At 36.8% G+C, this 17,074-nt stretch carries 21 protein-coding genes, 1 tRNA gene and 1 pseudogene; 15 read left to right on the top strand and 8 right to left on the bottom strand.

Annotation, left to right across the window (positions count from 1 at the left end):
- Positions 1 to 153 precede the first annotated feature (153 nt).
- Both F986_RS07125 and F986_RS07120 read left to right on the top strand, forming a co-directional pair.
- Entirely contained in the window at positions 154 to 420 is a 267-nt protein-coding gene (locus tag F986_RS07125; protein WP_004693532.1) for a PAAR domain-containing protein, read from the top strand.
- 137 nt (positions 421 to 557) lie between these two features.
- The gene (locus F986_RS07120; RefSeq protein ID WP_004693529.1) at positions 558 to 1,373 is read left to right on the top strand and encodes an alpha/beta fold hydrolase; all 816 of its coding nucleotides are present in this window, start codon (positions 558 to 560) and stop codon (positions 1,371 to 1,373) included.
- A gap of 38 nt (positions 1,374 to 1,411) precedes the next feature.
- Here the strand turns inward: F986_RS07120 and fabR are convergent, their stop codons facing one another.
- Positions 1,412 to 2,107, bottom strand: coding sequence for an HTH-type transcriptional repressor FabR (fabR, locus tag F986_RS07115; RefSeq protein ID WP_004693528.1), 696 nt, complete (start codon positions 2,105 to 2,107; stop codon positions 1,412 to 1,414).
- A gap of 140 nt (positions 2,108 to 2,247) precedes the next feature.
- Here fabR and F986_RS07110 point away from each other — a divergent pair, with 140 nt between their 5' ends.
- Both F986_RS07110 and F986_RS07105 read left to right on the top strand, forming a co-directional pair.
- A complete protein-coding gene (locus F986_RS07110) occupies positions 2,248 to 3,315 on the top strand; it encodes a ferredoxin reductase (RefSeq protein WP_017397054.1) in 1,068 nt (355 codons plus the stop codon).
- A 14-nt stretch (positions 3,316 to 3,329) separates the two neighbouring features.
- A complete protein-coding gene (locus tag F986_RS07105; protein ID WP_004693525.1) occupies positions 3,330 to 4,424 on the top strand; it encodes a fatty acid desaturase family protein in 1,095 nt (364 codons plus the stop codon).
- A gap of 36 nt (positions 4,425 to 4,460) precedes the next feature.
- Here the strand turns inward: F986_RS07105 and F986_RS07100 are convergent, their stop codons facing one another.
- The 3 genes from F986_RS07100 to F986_RS07090 all read right to left on the bottom strand — a co-directional run bounded on the left by F986_RS07100 (position 4,461) and on the right by F986_RS07090 (position 6,650).
- Complete coding sequence (locus F986_RS07100; protein WP_004693524.1) at positions 4,461 to 4,661, bottom strand: hypothetical protein; 201 nt, start codon at positions 4,659 to 4,661, stop codon at positions 4,461 to 4,463.
- 160 nt (positions 4,662 to 4,821) lie between these two features.
- Entirely contained in the window at positions 4,822 to 5,478 is a 657-nt protein-coding gene (locus F986_RS07095) for an HAD family hydrolase (protein WP_004693522.1), read from the bottom strand.
- Complete coding sequence (locus F986_RS07090) at positions 5,445 to 6,650, bottom strand: DUF1615 family protein (RefSeq protein WP_004693521.1); 1,206 nt, start codon at positions 6,648 to 6,650, stop codon at positions 5,445 to 5,447. The genes F986_RS07095 and F986_RS07090 overlap by 34 nt, the downstream gene beginning before the upstream one ends.
- A gap of 416 nt (positions 6,651 to 7,066) precedes the next feature.
- On the opposite strand from F986_RS07090, the gene F986_RS07085 reads away from it, so the two are divergent.
- A complete protein-coding gene (locus F986_RS07085) occupies positions 7,067 to 8,248 on the top strand; it encodes a type I restriction endonuclease (protein WP_004693519.1) in 1,182 nt (393 codons plus the stop codon).
- A gap of 27 nt (positions 8,249 to 8,275) precedes the next feature.
- Here F986_RS07085 and F986_RS17820 read toward each other — a convergent pair.
- Positions 8,276 to 9,513 (bottom strand): IS3 family transposase gene (locus F986_RS17820; protein WP_115613872.1). Its coding sequence is split into 2 segments (ribosomal slippage): positions 8,276 to 9,177 and positions 9,177 to 9,513, totalling 1,239 coding nucleotides; the frame shifts between segments, so codons are not numbered across the junction.
- A gap of 330 nt (positions 9,514 to 9,843) precedes the next feature.
- On the opposite strand from F986_RS17820, the gene F986_RS07070 reads away from it, so the two are divergent.
- The 7 genes from F986_RS07070 to F986_RS07045 all read left to right on the top strand — a co-directional run bounded on the left by F986_RS07070 (position 9,844) and on the right by F986_RS07045 (position 13,326).
- Positions 9,844 to 10,059: a hypothetical protein gene (locus F986_RS07070; protein WP_004693517.1), complete on the top strand. Its 216-nt coding sequence runs from the start codon at positions 9,844 to 9,846 to the stop codon at positions 10,057 to 10,059.
- Positions 10,060 to 10,337: 278 nt separating this feature from the next.
- Positions 10,338 to 10,547: a cold-shock protein gene (locus tag F986_RS07065; protein ID WP_004693516.1), complete on the top strand. Its 210-nt coding sequence runs from the start codon at positions 10,338 to 10,340 to the stop codon at positions 10,545 to 10,547.
- Positions 10,548 to 10,765: 218 nt separating this feature from the next.
- Positions 10,766 to 11,530, top strand: a complete 765-nt coding sequence (locus F986_RS07060) for an IS5 family transposase (protein WP_004693281.1) — start codon at positions 10,766 to 10,768, stop codon at positions 11,528 to 11,530.
- 217 nt (positions 11,531 to 11,747) lie between these two features.
- Positions 11,748 to 12,035, top strand: a complete 288-nt coding sequence (locus F986_RS07055) for a head-tail connector protein (protein WP_004693515.1) — start codon at positions 11,748 to 11,750, stop codon at positions 12,033 to 12,035.
- 252 nt (positions 12,036 to 12,287) lie between these two features.
- Positions 12,288 to 12,557, top strand: a complete 270-nt coding sequence (locus tag F986_RS07050) for a hypothetical protein (protein ID WP_004693514.1) — start codon at positions 12,288 to 12,290, stop codon at positions 12,555 to 12,557.
- A 104-nt stretch (positions 12,558 to 12,661) separates the two neighbouring features.
- Positions 12,662 to 12,787, top strand: a complete 126-nt coding sequence (locus F986_RS18560) for a hypothetical protein (RefSeq protein ID WP_017397253.1) — start codon at positions 12,662 to 12,664, stop codon at positions 12,785 to 12,787.
- A 462-nt stretch (positions 12,788 to 13,249) separates the two neighbouring features.
- Positions 13,250 to 13,326: transfer RNA gene (locus F986_RS07045), tRNA-Met, on the top strand.
- A gap of 190 nt (positions 13,327 to 13,516) precedes the next feature.
- Here the strand turns inward: F986_RS07045 and F986_RS07040 are convergent.
- Positions 13,517 to 13,888 (bottom strand): winged helix-turn-helix transcriptional regulator, encoded by a 372-nt coding sequence (locus F986_RS07040; protein ID WP_004693511.1) that lies wholly within the window; start codon positions 13,886 to 13,888, stop codon positions 13,517 to 13,519.
- A gap of 99 nt (positions 13,889 to 13,987) precedes the next feature.
- Between F986_RS07040 and F986_RS07035 the strand changes: the two genes are divergently transcribed.
- The gene (locus F986_RS07035) at positions 13,988 to 14,989 is read left to right on the top strand and encodes a zinc-binding alcohol dehydrogenase family protein (RefSeq protein ID WP_004693509.1); all 1,002 of its coding nucleotides are present in this window, start codon (positions 13,988 to 13,990) and stop codon (positions 14,987 to 14,989) included.
- A 380-nt stretch (positions 14,990 to 15,369) separates the two neighbouring features.
- Here F986_RS07035 and F986_RS07030 read toward each other — a convergent pair whose 3' ends face one another.
- The gene (locus F986_RS07030; RefSeq protein WP_004693507.1) at positions 15,370 to 15,951 is read right to left on the bottom strand and encodes a hypothetical protein; all 582 of its coding nucleotides are present in this window, start codon (positions 15,949 to 15,951) and stop codon (positions 15,370 to 15,372) included.
- A gap of 436 nt (positions 15,952 to 16,387) precedes the next feature.
- Between F986_RS07030 and F986_RS07025 the strand changes: the two genes are divergently transcribed.
- Together F986_RS07025 and F986_RS18555 are read left to right on the top strand one after the other, a co-directional pair.
- A complete protein-coding gene (locus F986_RS07025; protein WP_004693506.1) occupies positions 16,388 to 16,597 on the top strand; it encodes a cold-shock protein in 210 nt (69 codons plus the stop codon).
- A gap of 106 nt (positions 16,598 to 16,703) precedes the next feature.
- Positions 16,704 to 16,934: a hypothetical protein gene (locus F986_RS18555; RefSeq protein ID WP_017397251.1), complete on the top strand. Its 231-nt coding sequence runs from the start codon at positions 16,704 to 16,706 to the stop codon at positions 16,932 to 16,934.
- On the opposite strand, the pseudogene F986_RS17810 reads toward F986_RS18555, so the two are convergent.
- Positions 16,902 to 17,074, bottom strand: a pseudogene (locus F986_RS17810) (IS5/IS1182 family transposase); the annotation flags it as partial. The gene F986_RS18555 and the pseudogene F986_RS17810 sit on opposite strands and share 33 nt — an antisense overlap.

Here is a 17,074-nt window from a genome sequence, read left to right as displayed (position 1 = left end):
CGCTATATGAAAGCACCTTCGGGTGCTTTTTTTAATGGATCCTTAAAAAAGGGATGTTTAAGTTGTATTTGAAAAGTAATCCATTGAAATTTTAAGCGCTTGCTTATGCTAGAATTTTCGCCATTAAAACTCTAATGTATCGAACAATAAATTATGTCTAAAGCTCTAGTAACAATCGGTTCAAAAACAACACATGGTGGCATAGTCACTGAGTGTGAAAATAGTTTTGTGATCAACGGTATTGCTGTGCATTTAAATGGAATGAAGCACTTTTGTCCTAAGTGTCGAATGGTGGTTTCTGCGATAGCAGCAGATCAGAGTACAACGGTCTTGGGACGTGCTGTGGTGATTGCAGGAGACAAAACCAACTGTGGCGCTACTTTTTTAGCTAATCAGAACTTAACTGTTTCTGCAAAGTGATCTCAGATCTATCACGGAATATTTTTAAAAATTGGCGGAAGTGATCAAAGTTCATGACTTAGGGTTCATCCTGCGTCATTTTGTTTAGATTAAAAAACGATTATGGTAAATAGGCTATAAAAATAGATTTGAATGACATGAGCAAACCAGCCTTACACTTTACCCATGCAAACGGCATTCCCTCGGGCAGCTATCAAAAATTTTTCCAATTTTTAAATAAAGATTTTGATGTCAAAGCGATCCCGATGATTGGTCTAGATCCGCACTATCCTGTGGAATACCGTTGGGAAGCGTTGGTGGACCAAGTTATTTCAGATATTGAGCAGCAGTTTCCACGGCAACAAGTGATTGGTTTAGGGCATTCTTTTGGTTCTTTACTTACGCTTATGGCGGCTTATAAAAAACCACAGTTGTTTTCTCAAGTGATTATCATGGATCCACCGTTTGTGATTGGTTCCAAGGCCTTTTTATTTGAAGCGTTACAAAAGCTAGGATCAAAGTCTATTGAAAAACTTACCCCAGCTGCGGTGACCGTCAAGCGGCGTGATCATTGGGAAAGTATAGAACAGGCCAGTCAGGCGCTCAGACTGAATCGTATTTTTAAAGATTTTGATGAACAGTGTTTTGCGGACTTTATAGAGTGCGGTTTAAAAAGTGATCCGATTCGAAATGGAGTGACACTAACCATTCCCAAACATACTGAAGCAGAGATCTTCAGGACTGTGCCTGCATGGTGGTGGCGTACCCCACGCAAAGCACCTGATATGCCGATTCATGTGTTGACTGCAAAAGATAGCCATTTCTATAAGCAAGTTTTACCCCAAGGGATGAAAAAAACCTATGCGATTGACTATAGCTTGCTTGAAGGTGGGCATATGTTTCCGCTAGAACAACCGAAACAGACCGCAGAATTTGTGCACCAGCTCATTAAAGAGCAACAGGGAAACAAATAAGAAGATATTTCAGCGAATCTGTTGGGTGTAATCACAGATTAGCGAATCATCGCTTCATCCAAATGGCGTGAGCCTTCCAAAATCATGCGAATCATGATCATGGTTTGTTCAGCCATTTTTTTACGCTCTACACTTGGCATATCAATCACTTTGGCACCCATATTGAAGACCAATTGGGTGATTGCCATGGACACCAATTCAGGGTGGAAGAGTTTGCTGTTATTTAAACGTTCTAAACGAATTAAATCATCTTTGAGTTCTTGCTGGAAATAATTCAACTGTCTTTCGACCGCATTTTTATAAGATGCTGAACCGGTATATGCTTCGCGTAATAGTAGGCTTAAGTTGCCATCATCCGCATCGAGTTGTTCAATAAAAACTTCGACTGAGCTACGAATAATACTTTCTTGGCGAATGGCCTTAATCCGTGCTTCATGCAAAATTTGGCGTAGCACAACACCTGCACGTTCAATCAACTCGATAGCTAGTTCATCGGTATCTTTAAAATGACGATAAAAACTATTCGGTGCAATGCCTGCTTCACGTGCGACTTCACGCAAGCTCAGGGATGCAATACTTTTTTCAGGACCAATCAAATTTAAAGCAGCTTGAAACAGTTCATCTTTTGTAATCGTTGCTTTTCGACCAACACTACGTGCAAGCACTGGTGCATGTTTTTTTGAAGCTTCATGCTCTGTGTTGGTTGTATGGGTTTGAATGGTGGTCGGTGTCATATTTATCAAGCAATTAAATCAATCGGTTCATTATAGCCCCACTGGTCGGCATTGTGAAACGAAACGAAACAATCAGAGTATATATACAAATATATATACATGTGTATAATAATTCAAAATCTATGGCGTGGTCCTTTACTATGCAGATCCTTGAAAAAACTAAATCTCCTTTAACTGAGTATGCTGAGAGTGTTATAGACCGACACACAGCTAACTTTTGGCTTCAAAAAATCAACCCACTTTGGTCGATACACCAAGCTTTGGGTAAAGTGGTAAAAAAAGAGCAAGTTGCACACGATATGGTGAGTTTAACGCTGCAAACCAATCGTCATTTTCAAATGGGGCAAGCGGGGCAACACCATCCTGTATATGTCGTGGTTCAAGGCGTACGTTATGAACGTACCTATAGTTTGACCCAGATTGATGCGCAACATGTCTTACTGAATGTAAAAATGGTAGACCAAGGTAAGGCAAGTCATTGGCTATGTGAGCAGGCTCAAATCGGCGATGTTTTAGAATTCGGCCAGCCTTATGGCGATATGCAATTGACTGTAAATGATCAACAGCTAATTTTACTTGCTGCGGGCAGTGGTATTACCCCCATGCTGAGTTTACTGAAATGTTTAGAAAAGACCGCCAAGCTTAAAAAGCAGCCTGTACATTTGATGTATTGGGTGAAAAAACATACTGATGCAGCTTTCAAAGCCTATTTTGAACAGTTGGCAGCACAATACTCAAACTTCACATTCAGCATGTTTTATACCCAAGAGTCAGATGAAGGTGAGCGTTTAAACCAAAACCATATGTCTGGATTGGATCAGATTGAAAATGCAACGGTATATGCATGCGGCCCTTCAGGGTTTGTGGCTACGGTTGAGCAGCTTTTCACTCATGCCAACACCTTAAAAACTGAAGCGTTTAGCATGAGTCCATTTGCAAATGATGATGTTGGTTTTGTGAATATTACCTTAACAAAGTCGAAGAAAATTTTAAGCATTCCAAAAGGCCAATCCATTCTTGCAAGTTTGGAACAGCAAAATGTGAAACCTCAACATGGCTGCCGTATGGGAATCTGTAATAAATGTGCCTGTAACAAAGTGGAAGGTTCGACCAAAAACTTGGTCAATGGTGCACAAAATTCTGAGCCTGGAAATTTTCTAAAAATCTGTGTCAATACGGCACAAACCGATCTTATTGTCGATTTATAAGGGGAATAAATACAATGAATATGCCTGTTAAAGTTGAATATTTTAAAAACCCGAAGAATCGTGAGTTAACGACATTTGAGTTAGATGAACTTGCACGTGAGCTAGATGCCATCAAGCAAGAAGTACTGGATGATATTGGCGAGAAAGATGCGCAATATATTCGTCGAGTCTATGCAGCGGTGCGTTATGCATCTATCGCAGGTCGTGCATGTTTATTTGCAGGTTGGTTTCCACCTGCATGGGTGCTGGGCACGGGTTTACTGAGTTTTGCCAAAATCATGGAAAACATGGAATTAGGTCATAACGTGATGCACGGTCAATATGACTGGATGAATGACCCTAAGTTTAATGGTCAAAACTATGAGTGGGACATCGTAGGTACAGCAGACAATTGGCGTCAGACTCATAACTACAAGCATCATACCTATACCAATATTAAAGGGATGGATGATGACATTGGCTATGGTCTGCTTCGATTATTCCCAGAACAACGTTGGAAACCGGGCTTTTTATTCCAACCGATTTATAGCATTCCATTTTGTTTGTTGTTCCAATGGGGGGTTGCCATCCAAAACTTGGAATTAGGCAAATACTTCAAGGGACGTAAAAGCAAAGCACAGACTTTAGCTGAATGGAAACCTATGCAGCGCAAAATTGGTAAACAATTGTTTAAAGATTATGTGTTTTTCCCACTCATTGCAGGACCTGCGGCATTGCCTGTCTTTACGGGAAATTTGGTTGCAAATGGTATTCGTAACATGTGGACATTTAGTGTGATTTTTTGTGGTCACTTCACCAAAGACGTGGAAGTTTTCCCGAAAAAAGTACTGGAAAATGAAAGCCGTGGTCACTGGTACATGCGCCAAATTCGTGGTTCGTCGAATTTAACTGGTTCAGAAGCATTCCATATTTTGACAGGGCACTTAAGTCATCAAATTGAGCATCACTTATACCCAGACGTACCCGCGCGTCGTTACCGTAAAATGGCGCCGAAAGTACAAGCAGTGTGTGAAAAGTATGGCATTAACTATAACAATGCCAGCTTAGTAAAACAGTATGGTAGCGTCATCAAACGTATTGTGAAATATGCATTTCCCTTTAAAAAGTAAGTAAAAAAGCCACTTCATTTGAAGTGGCTTTTTTTGTTATTTACTAAATTGACGTAAGGTCTTTACCAGATGATGGTAATCACCTTGTTTGGCGATATTGAGCACATGTTCAATTTCGTGTTTTAACCATTTTTGTTTTGAAGCATTAAAAGCGAACTGCGCCAATAATACAAAGGGGCTTTCACCAAATTTGATTGAAAGACCTTTGACATACTTGGGTGGAGATAACTGTTCCATACTGATGCCTTTTTATAATTTAAGTGGAATGGTTCTCAAAATATTTTTATTAGGCAAAATTTATCATAAATATATTTTTTGGTAAATAAAACATACTGAATTTTAATAATAAATATTTTTAAAAATTTAACATGGCTAATTATTAACCTACACTTAATAATTAGCTTATTTGACGATTATTTGATGTATTTGACAAGTCAGGAAGACTTAAATCTGTCCCTACCAAGTAGCTAAAATCAGCCAAAGACAACATTTGTTTATCTTCAATGCTATTTCCATAAGCATAAACGGCATGGTAATTATCTAGCTCATATTTTTCTTGGATACGTTGAGCTTTGTACTCACAGCTACAGTCAGCAGTCAGATAGCGCCCTGTATAGCGTTGCTGGTCTTGTTCAACTTGGGTACAGATCAGATCAATTGAGAGTATTTCACACACATATTTTAAATAGATATCAATTGAAGCAGAGACCAAAACCACATCATCACCCAAACTTTGGTGTTGTTTCAGTTGGCTATAGAGTGCGGGGTTAAGTCCTTTGATTAAGAGTTCTGCATAGCGTTTTGCATAAGCGTCAATTTCGCTCACTTCAGCTTGCTTAAACATCGCATGGAAGAGTTTAGAGCGCATATGATGCGCAGGATAAAAACCCAAATAATAACTTTGAATATAAGGCAGTACTTTTAAGCCTTGTAGGGCAATATGCCGTTTCGAGTGTACGTAGAAGATGAACCCCGTAAAACTGTCTTTGTCATACAGGGTGCCATCAAAGTCAAATAAGGCTAGATTTTTATGCGCTTTGCACGTTGCATGCATGTTTGATAACGTCCATTGACACGAGTGGCAAACCAGTTGGTATTATAGTCACGGCTGAGCTTTGGGCCAGAAATGACGACTTCTGGCATCATGGCATAGAAAGGTTCTTTTTTAGTGACTTCTTGATACAGTTTAGCCACAGCGCGATAGGTTGCTGTATCTTCAAATTTCTTCTCTTTCTCTTTTTTCAGGTCAGAGCGAATTTGACGTGGAGTAACCAAAATATTGTGCTGAGCAAAAACACTGATGAGTTCACGCTCTGATTGACTCTTTGCAGATTTTGGTGAGCCATCTTTGCCATAAAGTAACAAGTCACCGTCTAAATCAAGTTCTGCTTCAGTTAAGTCATTCAACATACTTTGGAAAGCGGCATTTCGACTTGAGTACATGCCTGAGTTATAGTCGGCGAAACGGTAGAGCGGTTTGTCATAGTCAGCAGGGTACATCATTAGTCGGTGAATGCCGTAGTACAGACCACCATATTGGCTATAAAGGTCGGTACGTAAGTCAGCCATACTGCCACCTTCACGTTTATTGTCTTTGGCATAACCGATATGCACTTGCATTGAACCCAACGTGGTAATCGGGTTCATTTTTTCACCTACGTCCTGACCGACAAGTTTGGCTGCACCTGTGAGTGCACTGACGTGATAGTGCTTTGACATATAGTCAAAAATTTTACGGTACAGTTCATCCAGTTCACGTTCTGTTTTAACGCGGCGCATTTGACTTAAATAGTTATCTTCAGGGCTTGGCTGTTCTTTTAAGACCTGTTGGAAATAGCCCGCAATCGTGCCACCGATAGCATCGCCGAGCTTATCTTTAAATTTTTCATCTAAACGATCTTGGACTTCTTTAACCGCTTTTTCACCTAAACCATAAACTTGTGGATCTGCAACAAAGTTAGACTCTTGATCAACCACGGCAATGATCGAACACATATTCTCTTTATTTTGAGGAATACCAAACTGCTCTGAAATATCGTAAATATCTTCAGCCCATGAACGACGGTCATTTACGCGTCCGGGAATGATGCGTGCGATTTGTTCAGCATTGAGCTTAGGCTCATCATCTGTCCACCATGAACGATCACCGCAGGCGGTTAAGCCTATAGATATGGCCAAGACACTTAGTGTTTTTAAACCAGAAGAAAGAAACAGCTTTTTATTCATAAACAGAGAACACATGATAAAAGGTGAGCCGAAACAGCAGGTGCAGTATACTATGTCGGTCGAAAAAGTGATGAATTTATATGTATATTGGTCGGTATCAACTGTCAAATCATTTGATTGTTGTTCCGATGGCAGGTGGGTTCGATTATTAAGAATAATGAATATTATTCAGCCTGTTATCTGTTTTATTATGACGGATGGCGCAAAATTAGTGTAATAGATTGAGGAGAACTTAACTTATGATTCTTCCATTTTTTGAACTTCTTTTTTTAATAAATCAAACAGAAAATAGTCCAACGAATAGACTGTAATGAGATTCTAAAAACAAATTTAAATTAATATTTGAAAAATAAAGTAAAAGGGTTAAGATCTAAAATTAGATCAAAAAATATACTTGTAATAATAATGAGGGGAATATGGAAAATTTTATTAATAGACTAAGAAGCCATATTGAGCATGTGAAAAAAGTAGGGGGCCACTGTACTACAGAAGAAACAACTAAGCAGGCTTTAATCCTTCCTCTATTAGATATTTTAGGTTTTAGCCCTTATGACCCGACCAAGGTGCTTGCAGAATTTGCAGCTGATTTTCCAGGTGTGAAATCTACAGAAAGAGTTGATTATGCCCTTTACTGTAATGGGCAACCTGTAATGTTTATTGAAGCAAAACCTTATGTTGCTAATTTAACGAATCATGCTCCGCAGCTATCTAGATATTTTAATAGTAGTTTAGGGGTGACGATTGGCGCGATCACAAATGGTAAAGAATGGAGATTTTTTACTGATTTAATTAATCCAAATGTGATGGATGATAAGCCATTTTTAACAGTTGATTTTACGAAGAATAAAGCCGAGGATTTGACACAGCTAGCTGAGTTTAAACATGATAATTTTCATGTAGAAAAGCTACGCTTTTTTGCTGAAGAAAATCAATATATCCAGCAGTTTAAAACTGTAATAAAAAGAAGTATTAATGAAGTTGATATTGATTTTGTTCGCTATGTGGCTCAACAAGCAAGTATTCCTCGTCAATTAAACACTAAATTTTTAGAGTCAATTCAGCCTTTTGTAAAACAAGCTGTTGAGCAGTCAATTAGTGATACCGTTGTTAAAGGACTATCCTCGCCTACAATTATTACTGCCCAGCCAGTTGAACAAAAAGTAGAGGAGACTATTGAGATTGTGTCCGAAAGCTCAACGCTAGCTGACATTGTTAACTCTGAAAATGAAAGAATTGTGACTACTGTTGATGAACAGGAGTTAAGTCGTATTGTGACAGAGCTCTTTCCTGAAGTTGAATTGGTGGCTAAAGACACAGAAAGCTATTTTAGCGTGCTGTTTCAGAATAAAAATAATCGCTGGTTATTTAGATATGATGTAAATCGTAAGAGACCAACCATTCAGTTTGCAGTAGCAATTGATGACTATCGAAAAAAAGAGTTAGAGCGGGCAGGATTGGAAGTGCAAAATAACGGTCAAGTTTTTTTAGATAAACCTGAACACATATATAGAGCCGTAGGCATTTTAAAAGATTGCTTGGATTACTGTAGTAATGATGACAACTTTAAAAGAGCATCTAATTGTCTTGTCCTGAAATAGATTGACAGTATTCCACTTCAAACCGAGTTAAGCAATTAGCTCGGTTTTAGTTTGCTCATACATCTGATTCGGGGTGTTCATATTTAAACTTAAATGTGGTCTATAGCAATTATAAATCATGATAGATTCCGTAATTAAGTGATCTAACTCCTTCATGGTTTGACATCGTGTAGTTAAAAACTCCTGCTTTAATATTCCATTAATCCGCTCTGCTAATGCATTTTGATATGAGAAACACTGTTTCGCAAGGTATCCATCTGTCATGGAAGGACATATCCCATAATGGTGCAATGCCGATTGATATAGCTCAGAGCAATACTGAGAGCCTCTGTCTGAATGATGAATCATCCTAGTCGCTCGATCCGTCACATGCTGCATCGCCATATGTAGAGCCTGCATAACATTCTCCGCACGCATATCATTCGATAACTTATAACCTTTAATCTGACGGGTATAAGCATCTGTCACCAATGATAAATAATGTACGCCTTCAGCACTCTCAACATAAGTAATATCACTAACAAAGACTTCGTTGGCTTGCACTGCTGAATAATCCTTTAATAAATTTGGATGCTTCTTCATCCAATGCTTGCTATCCGTAGTTTTTGTATAGCGACGCTTGGGGCGAATCAATAAATTATGCTCTTTCAATATTTTAAATAACTGATCCCGTCCACACTTTAAACCACGCTGCAACAATTTGCCTTTAATAAGCCAATACAACTTACGTGTTCCGATACTTGGCATGAGACAACGATATTCCATAACCAACTCAAGTATTTGTTCAGTTGCTTGTGCAGTCATTTGAGCACGTTTTTCTGCTTGATAATAAGCTTGTCGGGTGATTCCCAACCACTGACAATAACGTGAAACGCTTAGTCCTCTTTGGCTTTGCCAATCTTTGAAACGTGCTCGGTATACTTTTTTCCAAGATCAGTCCCACATTCTTTATCAATGTGATAAATCACATCCTGAATAAATTCAGTTTTAAGCTTTTCTGCGGCTAACTGCTTTTCTAATTGGCGGATTCGTTGTTGGGGTGTTAATTGGCGTTTAGAAGAAGGCGGCATATTCGAAGTCCAGTCCTGTTGTCCGTGCTTGCGTAACCATACCAGCACAGTTGATCTTCCTTGAATACCATATTTTGCCTGAGCTTGTTTATAAGTAATTTGCCCTTTTTCTACTTCATGTACAACCATCATTTTAAAGGCAAAGCTATAATCACCTTGTGTACGTTTAACTCTTTGTTCTCGTTCATGTTCCATAAAATAAGCCTCTTAAAGGTGTAAACTTATTTCAGGACGGGACAAATTCCTAATAGAAAAAGCCACTTTATAAGTGGCTTTTTCATAGCACAGTAAAACTTCATACTTGAGAGATAGGATAGATCTTATTTTGTCATTACAAGTCATCCTTGGACGTGACCGTCGTGCAAAGATATCAAAATGATGTTTCTAATTTTCGATGAACTATGAATAAGAGTTATGGAGTACAGCCAAAGGCTCGGCAATGAGCCTCAAAAGCTTATCAAAGAGTAGGCTTCTTTATTTGTGCTATACACTATAGTTTAATTGTTACTTAGCAGGTAGAACAATATGAATATCTGTATTGGTGGTGACTTGGATGGTCAAGTAGTGATTTTAAATAAGATGCGATTTAATGCAAAAGAGATAGATCAAAATAAATCATCGAGCTATATCAAGCAAAAGTATGTTAAGGGCGATCAAGTCTTTAATTTTTGGCGACATGCAGAAATGAAAATATGGGATGTTACTCATCAAGTTGAGTTGATTTTAGGAAAGAAAAATTAGCTAGAAGTGGGCAAATAAGCTTTATTCGCTTTTAGTGAAGATTTTCTTATCAATATGGATGAAAAAGCATTTCATGTGGGGTTGGGTGGTAGCAATAAAATAATATGTTAAGGTCTATCTATTGCACGCTAAAAAGCTTATAGTGATAGTGTATTAGAATTATTTATTTTATTGTATTTACTAAAGTTATTTCGCAATTGATTCAACTCTGCGGTTTATCCGATGTATATGATTTAAAAGATTAATTCTTATATTTTTCAAAATTTAAGAGAATATTTATGTCAAACATTACAACTGGTACCGTTAAGTGGTTTAATGAAACTAAAGGCTTTGGTTTTATTTCTAGCGATACTGGAGAAGACGTTTTTGCACACTTTAGCGAAATCCAATCAAACGGTTTCAAAGTGTTGAATGAAGGTCAACGTGTTCAGTTTACGATTGTAGCTGGCAAGAAAGGCCCTCAAGCAAGCTCTATCACAGTAATCTAAGAATATTGTGAATTAAAAAACCCGCTTCAGTTAGCGGGTTTTTTAATGGCAGCTTATTTACTATTCGGTTGTTCAGGCGTCATACGCGCATTATCTTTAGGCGGTGAATGGCTTATTTAAAAAATATATGAACAAATATTAGGGCCTGTTGACATTTTCTGTTCAAAAAAATAGCGAGAAAGTAAAATTTAATCGCCAAACCAAATTTACTTCTCGCTATGCCTCGTACAATGCTGAATGATCAACACTGGTCTAAGTTACTTTCTATTTTCCGAAATTTTGATATCTATTCCAAATCTAATTTGAGAAATTTTGTCGAAGCAATACTTTATAGAATAAGAACAGGCTGCCCATGGCGTGATTTGCCTAAAGAATTTGGTTCGTATAACTCAATCTTTAAAAAATATAATCGTTGGTGTAAAAATGATAAGTTAATGAAAATATTTAAATTAATTTCTTCAAATGCTGATATGGAATGGGTTTTTATTGATGCTAGTCATGTTCGGGCACACCAACATTCTGCTGGAATAAAAGATCAGGATATTTCTAAAAGCATTGGTGGAAATAGTTCTAAAATACACTTAGCTGTTGATGCGGATGGTAATCCAATCGAAATTATTATCTCCGATGGAACGATACATGATGTCAAGATTGCTCCCAAAATGATTGAAAAACTTGATTTGAGTGAAACGGAAGTATGTTGTGCAGACAAAGGATATGACTCTGAATCATTAAGAGAACAAATATCTGTGAAAAAAACTAAAGCGAATATTCCAAGAAAATCAAATACTCAGTCAAATAATGATCATATGGATTGGTATTTATATAAAATCAGACACTTAGTTGAGAATGCATTTTGTAGGTTAAAGCAGTTCAGAGGAATAGCAACACGATATGATAAGCTAAAGTGTAGCTATGAGGGGGCAGTTGCATTAGCTTGTATATTTATTTGGCTACCTTTATCGGGTAAATTCTATACTTGAAATGTCAACAGACCCTAATTGATCTATAAGAAATTTTTTGAAGGACTTATTAAGAATAGTAGAAAAATCCCTAGATAAAGGGATTTCAATGCCAAGTAATCAATATGAGAATAGGAATGAGGTGAAATTGTGATATTTGCTATGACACCGTAAAAGACTCTAGGAACGAGTTTAGTGATGAAAGTGTAAAAGCTGACTCGGAAAAATGGAGTGATCTATGAGTATTGTTGACTTACATGAAGTGAAGCGTCACTTACACTATGCCGATGATAGCAATGATGTTTCATTAAAAAGCTTTATTGTTGCTGCTAACGCTATAATTAAAAATTACATTACAGATAATTTTGGATCGGAATATCCATCTGCCATTAAACAAGCAGCTTTATTATTAATCGAATACTGGGAACAGCACAGAAAAGATGGGGGAGAGGTATCTGTGAATGGTAACTACCTCCCAATACCCGTACTCTCTTTGCTTAATCTATATCGTAAGCCCACTGTTTGATAGGTGATGTAGATAATTGTATATCTTTAGGTAGGCATATTTGAAACCATTATATTGTAATTGAGAATCATTTGCACCAAATGATTTTGTACGTTAAAATCGATTTCAAGAATAAAATAAAATTCAACAATGATGTTTCATTAACCCAGCTCTATTGATTCTCCAGAGGTTGGGTTTTTTATCTGCTTTAACAAAAAATAAAATTAGGTTAAATTATACCGATTGTTAAAATAATTATGAGAATAAAAGATCATGAACAAAAAATTTGAATTACATGTACTCAGCCAAATCTATGACTTTCTAATTGAAAGAGAAGGATTCACTGCTCTGAATCTTCATTTTAAAGTTATGGAATTCTTTAGGGAGTTACATGTAGGGGATAAGAGGGATTTTGTTGTTTTGGCACCGAATAAAATTTCAGGTAATTTCGGTGAGGTTACTCATATTCATTTATTAAATATTCCACATTTCCATGAAAAGGACAAATTCATTCATTGGGCACATAAAGCTCTAAATCGCTAAGCGTCTCATCTGTAAAGAAAGAGAATGGGGTTGTTTCATAAATTCAACATTGAAATCTTTAGATTTTGATAAGTTATATTTTTAAATCGTGCTAGGCAAAAATGATGAAAATATTTGCAATAGTAAGTTTAGTTTTAATGCTGGGATTAACGGCATGCCAAAAAAGAGATACAGATACGAAAGAGCAGGATAAAACTACAACGCCACATTCCATGGATAAAGATCAGTAAGAAAAAGCTCGCCAAATGGTGGGCTTTTTCAAGAGTTAAAATGGTATAGTAGCGCTGTCCTTTAAGTACTTTTTTCTATGTCTGAAACCTATAAATACATTTACACCCAAATTAGTACATTTGGATCATTACCTACACATAAAGTTCTTATAAGTAGTGTAGGAAGGAAGACAAAATTAGTTTTCGCTGATAATACTTTTGTTTATAGTACAGTTTCAGATTGGGCTTTAAGTCATTCGGGTCTTGATTCTAGGAAATCAATATGGTCTGAAGAGCCTAAGTCATTTTTAGACAGTGAAAAAACAAGATTAAGCGTCTATAGAGCCTCACATCCCGCTTTTATCACTGAAGCAAGCATTGGCTAAGCACTAGTATTTTGTATGCTGCTTATGTAATAACTGCTTATATTACAAATAAAGTTTGCTTTGTGGGTGCTTAGGGCGTATAAAGCTAACTCGTTGATGCGGGATGGAGCAGTCTGGTAGCTCGTCGGGCTCATAACCCGAAGGTCGTTGGTTCAAATCCAGCTCCCGCTACCAACGAAAAAAGATTCAAAGTTTATAGCCTAGTCTTCACAGATTAGGCTTTTTTTATGGCTAGTTAATTTTATACATAGCTGTTTCTAAGAACGTAATTTTTATACAAGTCACTGGAATGGTGTGTAAGTCATGAAAGTACAGTATTTCTAGAAAACAATTGACTTTAAGTGACTTAAAACAGGTTTAAGTCTTATTCTGATTCTAAAGGCATAATGGGTTTCCCAAATAAACCAATATTTTTATCCCCCCATTGTTTTAATGCAACCAAAATAGGGGCTAAAGAAGTGCCGAGTGTTGATAATCGATATTCTACTTTAGGAGGAACAACGGCATAAACCTTTCGTAGAATCAGTTGATCCTCTTCAAGTTCACGTAATTGTCTAGTGAGCATTTTTTGAGTGACATTTGGAATTTTCTTTCTCAGTTCATTAAACCTTAAAACGTCGTCTTCTAATAAATGCCACAAGATAATACTCTTCCATTTACCATCAAGTAAGCCTATGGCAGCTTCAACAGAACATCCTGGTGTGCAATCAAAACGCGAATGTTTTAGCTTACCCATTTCAATAGTATCCTTTTGGTAACTATAAGACGAATTTGTCTGTATAACTTAAAAAAGAATATTAAGTAAACTCAAATAACAAAACAAGAGGATAAGTGAATGAAGGCTATTTCTTATATTGACGGTATGGATCATGGATTTCAAAATCCACTGGTAGATATTGAAAAAACGATGCCGAGCTTAAAAGATCGGGATTTGTTGGTTAGAATCAAAGCGATCTCGGTTAATCCTGTCGATACTAAGGTTAGACGAAATCCTGTCGTAGCAGGCAATACGCGTATTTTGGGGTGGGATGCAGTGGGTGAGATTGTTGAAGTCGGTTCTGGCGTGCAACACTTTAAAGTCGGAGATCAGGTCTGGTATGCGGGTGATTTAACTCGGGATGGGAGTAATGCTGAATATCAAGCAGTCGATGAGCGTATTGTTAGTTTAAAACCTCAAAGCCTGAGTGATGCTGAAGCTGCTGCACTGCCATTAACTGCTATTACGGCGTGGGAAATGTTATTTGATCGTTTCAATGTTGATTTAGACAAATTTGATAATATTTTAGTGATTGGAGGCGCTGGCGGTGTAGGGTCTATTGCGATTCAATTACTCAAAGCGAAGACAAATTTAAAAGTTATTGCTACAGCATCGAGGGAAGAGACTAAAGCATGGGTTAAGTCTTTAGGGGCTGACTATGTCATCGATCATACAGAAGATTTAAACACGCAAATCAAAGCATTGGGTTTAGATGCACCTCGATATATTTTTTCAACTAATCAAACACACACGTATCTTCCTCAAATTTCTAAGCTTATTGCTCCACAAGGTAAGTTTGGCTTAATTGATGATCCGAAATCACTAGATATCAGTGAGTTTAAGTCTAAGTCTGTTTCTGTGCATTGGGAGTTCATGTTTACACGTTCAATGTTCAATACAACAGATATTGAACAACAATCTCAGCTCTTACATCAGGTTGCAGAACTAGTAGATAACCACAAAATTAAAACCACGCTGAATCAAACTTTAGGCAAAATTAATGCGAAAAATTTAAAACTTGCTCATGAACTGATTGAAACTGGCCGAGCGAAAGGAAAAATCGTTTTGGAAGGCTTTTAACTAGTTTTAAGCTCAACTTAAATAAATGGGTTAATTTTTAAGTTAAACACTTGAAACTATACAATTAGGATCAATATTCTCAGCAAGGCCATTCTAGGGTTCAGCGCACTAGGATGGCTGTCCTCTTTTCGAAATCCGTTTCACTCATGTACACATAATAGAGAGCTTTTGGAATAATTTTTTCAATTCATTAAGTATTATGTTGTAAAGAATGAAACACACAACTTTGATTTAATATATTATCCTCAGCATAAGTCTAGATAGAGCGCCGTGTGGCGCTTTATCTTTATTTAAGTTAAATCAAAACAGTGCTTTGTGAGTATTAAAAATCTTAAGTATGGAGGATTTTGTATAGTTGTGATTATTTGAATACCCAAGAGCTATTTCACTGTTCCTGCTTTTTGCATTTCTTGGTAAAGCTGATCAAGATAATGTTGTTGTTGGACGTTATCTTTAAAGTATCGTTGATAATTCACACTACAACTATCGATATCGGCGATATTATTGAGATTGAATGTCCAATCATCCGTATTTTTAACACGAATGCCTAAGTCATCACTACATTTCTGCCAAAGTTGAGAAAATCGTGTCTGCTTATTGCTAGGGAGTTGGTTGAAGCGTGCATAAACGCTGAAGCCTTTCATTTCTGAGTTAAAATATTTGTGAATAAAACCAATGGGTACACCAGCCCAATTCATTGATTGATCTTCTGGGAAGAAAATCCTGATGAGTTTTTTTTCGTTCAGTAATGAATCTTGTTGGCCTGATTTAAAATGTTGTTCTTCATATTCTAGTTTTGTGCCTATAGGTACATTGATCTTTTTCACGATCATTGGTTGTGTCGTGATGTAATAGGGATAATCAGGCCTACTATTGCCGCCTGTAGGGTTCATATTGCCAACACATGCTCCCAAATTTGAGAGTAGGGCGATGCAAAAGATTAATCTAACTTTATTATTCATTATTGATCCTAAAAAACTTTCTTTAAAGGCTATTTTATTTATCCAGAATGAACCCATAGTACACCTTATGCGAAACGTTTGAAATTTCACCTCTAGCCTCAATATTTTGGTTCAAGCTATTCTAAGGCTCAGCACACGACTAGGGCTTTTTTTTAGATGCTACAACTACTATTTTTAAGGACGTTTCAATTGATTGCAGGAAACACCTAATATAATTAAAATTTATGACAGCTATAAATAACTTGAATATTTATTTTTTTCATGTATACTTGGCGTAACTAGAAAAAAGTAATGTTTAGTAAATCTTCTTTAAGTATCGCAGTTTTAGTCATAATCCTCCGTTGTTTCAGATCTTAAGCTCCACTTTTATTATTTTCAAAGTTACATCTAGTCATTTATTTTTGACTAAAATTATTAAAATTCAGCAGGATATATTATGTCTACTACAGTTACCGGTACAGTAAAATGGTTTAATGAAACTAAAGGCTTTGGTTTCATTCAACAAGAATCTGGTCCAGATGTTTTTGCTCACTTTCGCGAAATCGCTAGTTCAGGCTTCAAAACATTGCATGAAGGGCAACAAGTGTCATTCAGCATAGAGCAAGGTCAAAAAGGCCCAAATGCTGTAAATATTGTTGCTTTATAAGAAGCATTAAATATAAAAAAGCACTGAACAGTGCTTTTTTAATGACTAAAAATTATTGATTAAATATTTATTCCTTGTTGGAATATATGAAAAAAACTGGTGAAAATTGAAAAAACTTAATACCTTAATTGCTAAATCTTCAAATGGTACTGAAATTATAGTCTCGTTAATTCCTCTAAATAAAATGCAAAATACCCGTGATGGCTTGAAATCTATTGAGGTGGGTAAGCGTGTGCTGCTTCAGTCTGGAATGGCTTTGTTGCACAAAGTTTTGAAATGCAAAGCGCCCCGAATTGAGCCAAATTTAAGGCGTAACTTGGGTAAGTGGTCGACCTAATTCCGTAAATCTGTTAAGGACTGCTACACGTGCATGGATCTCATTGACTTGGCTACCAAAACTCCTTGCGCTGAGTTTATCTCCTAATAATTTAATGCAGTGCATCTTAGTTTCAACCAAACTTCGCCGATGATAGCCTG

This window comes from Acinetobacter johnsonii CIP 64.6, from assembly GCF_000368045.1.
GTDB lineage: Bacteria > Pseudomonadota > Gammaproteobacteria > Pseudomonadales > Moraxellaceae > Acinetobacter > Acinetobacter johnsonii.
This window is presented reverse-complemented; position numbering and strand designations above follow the sequence as displayed.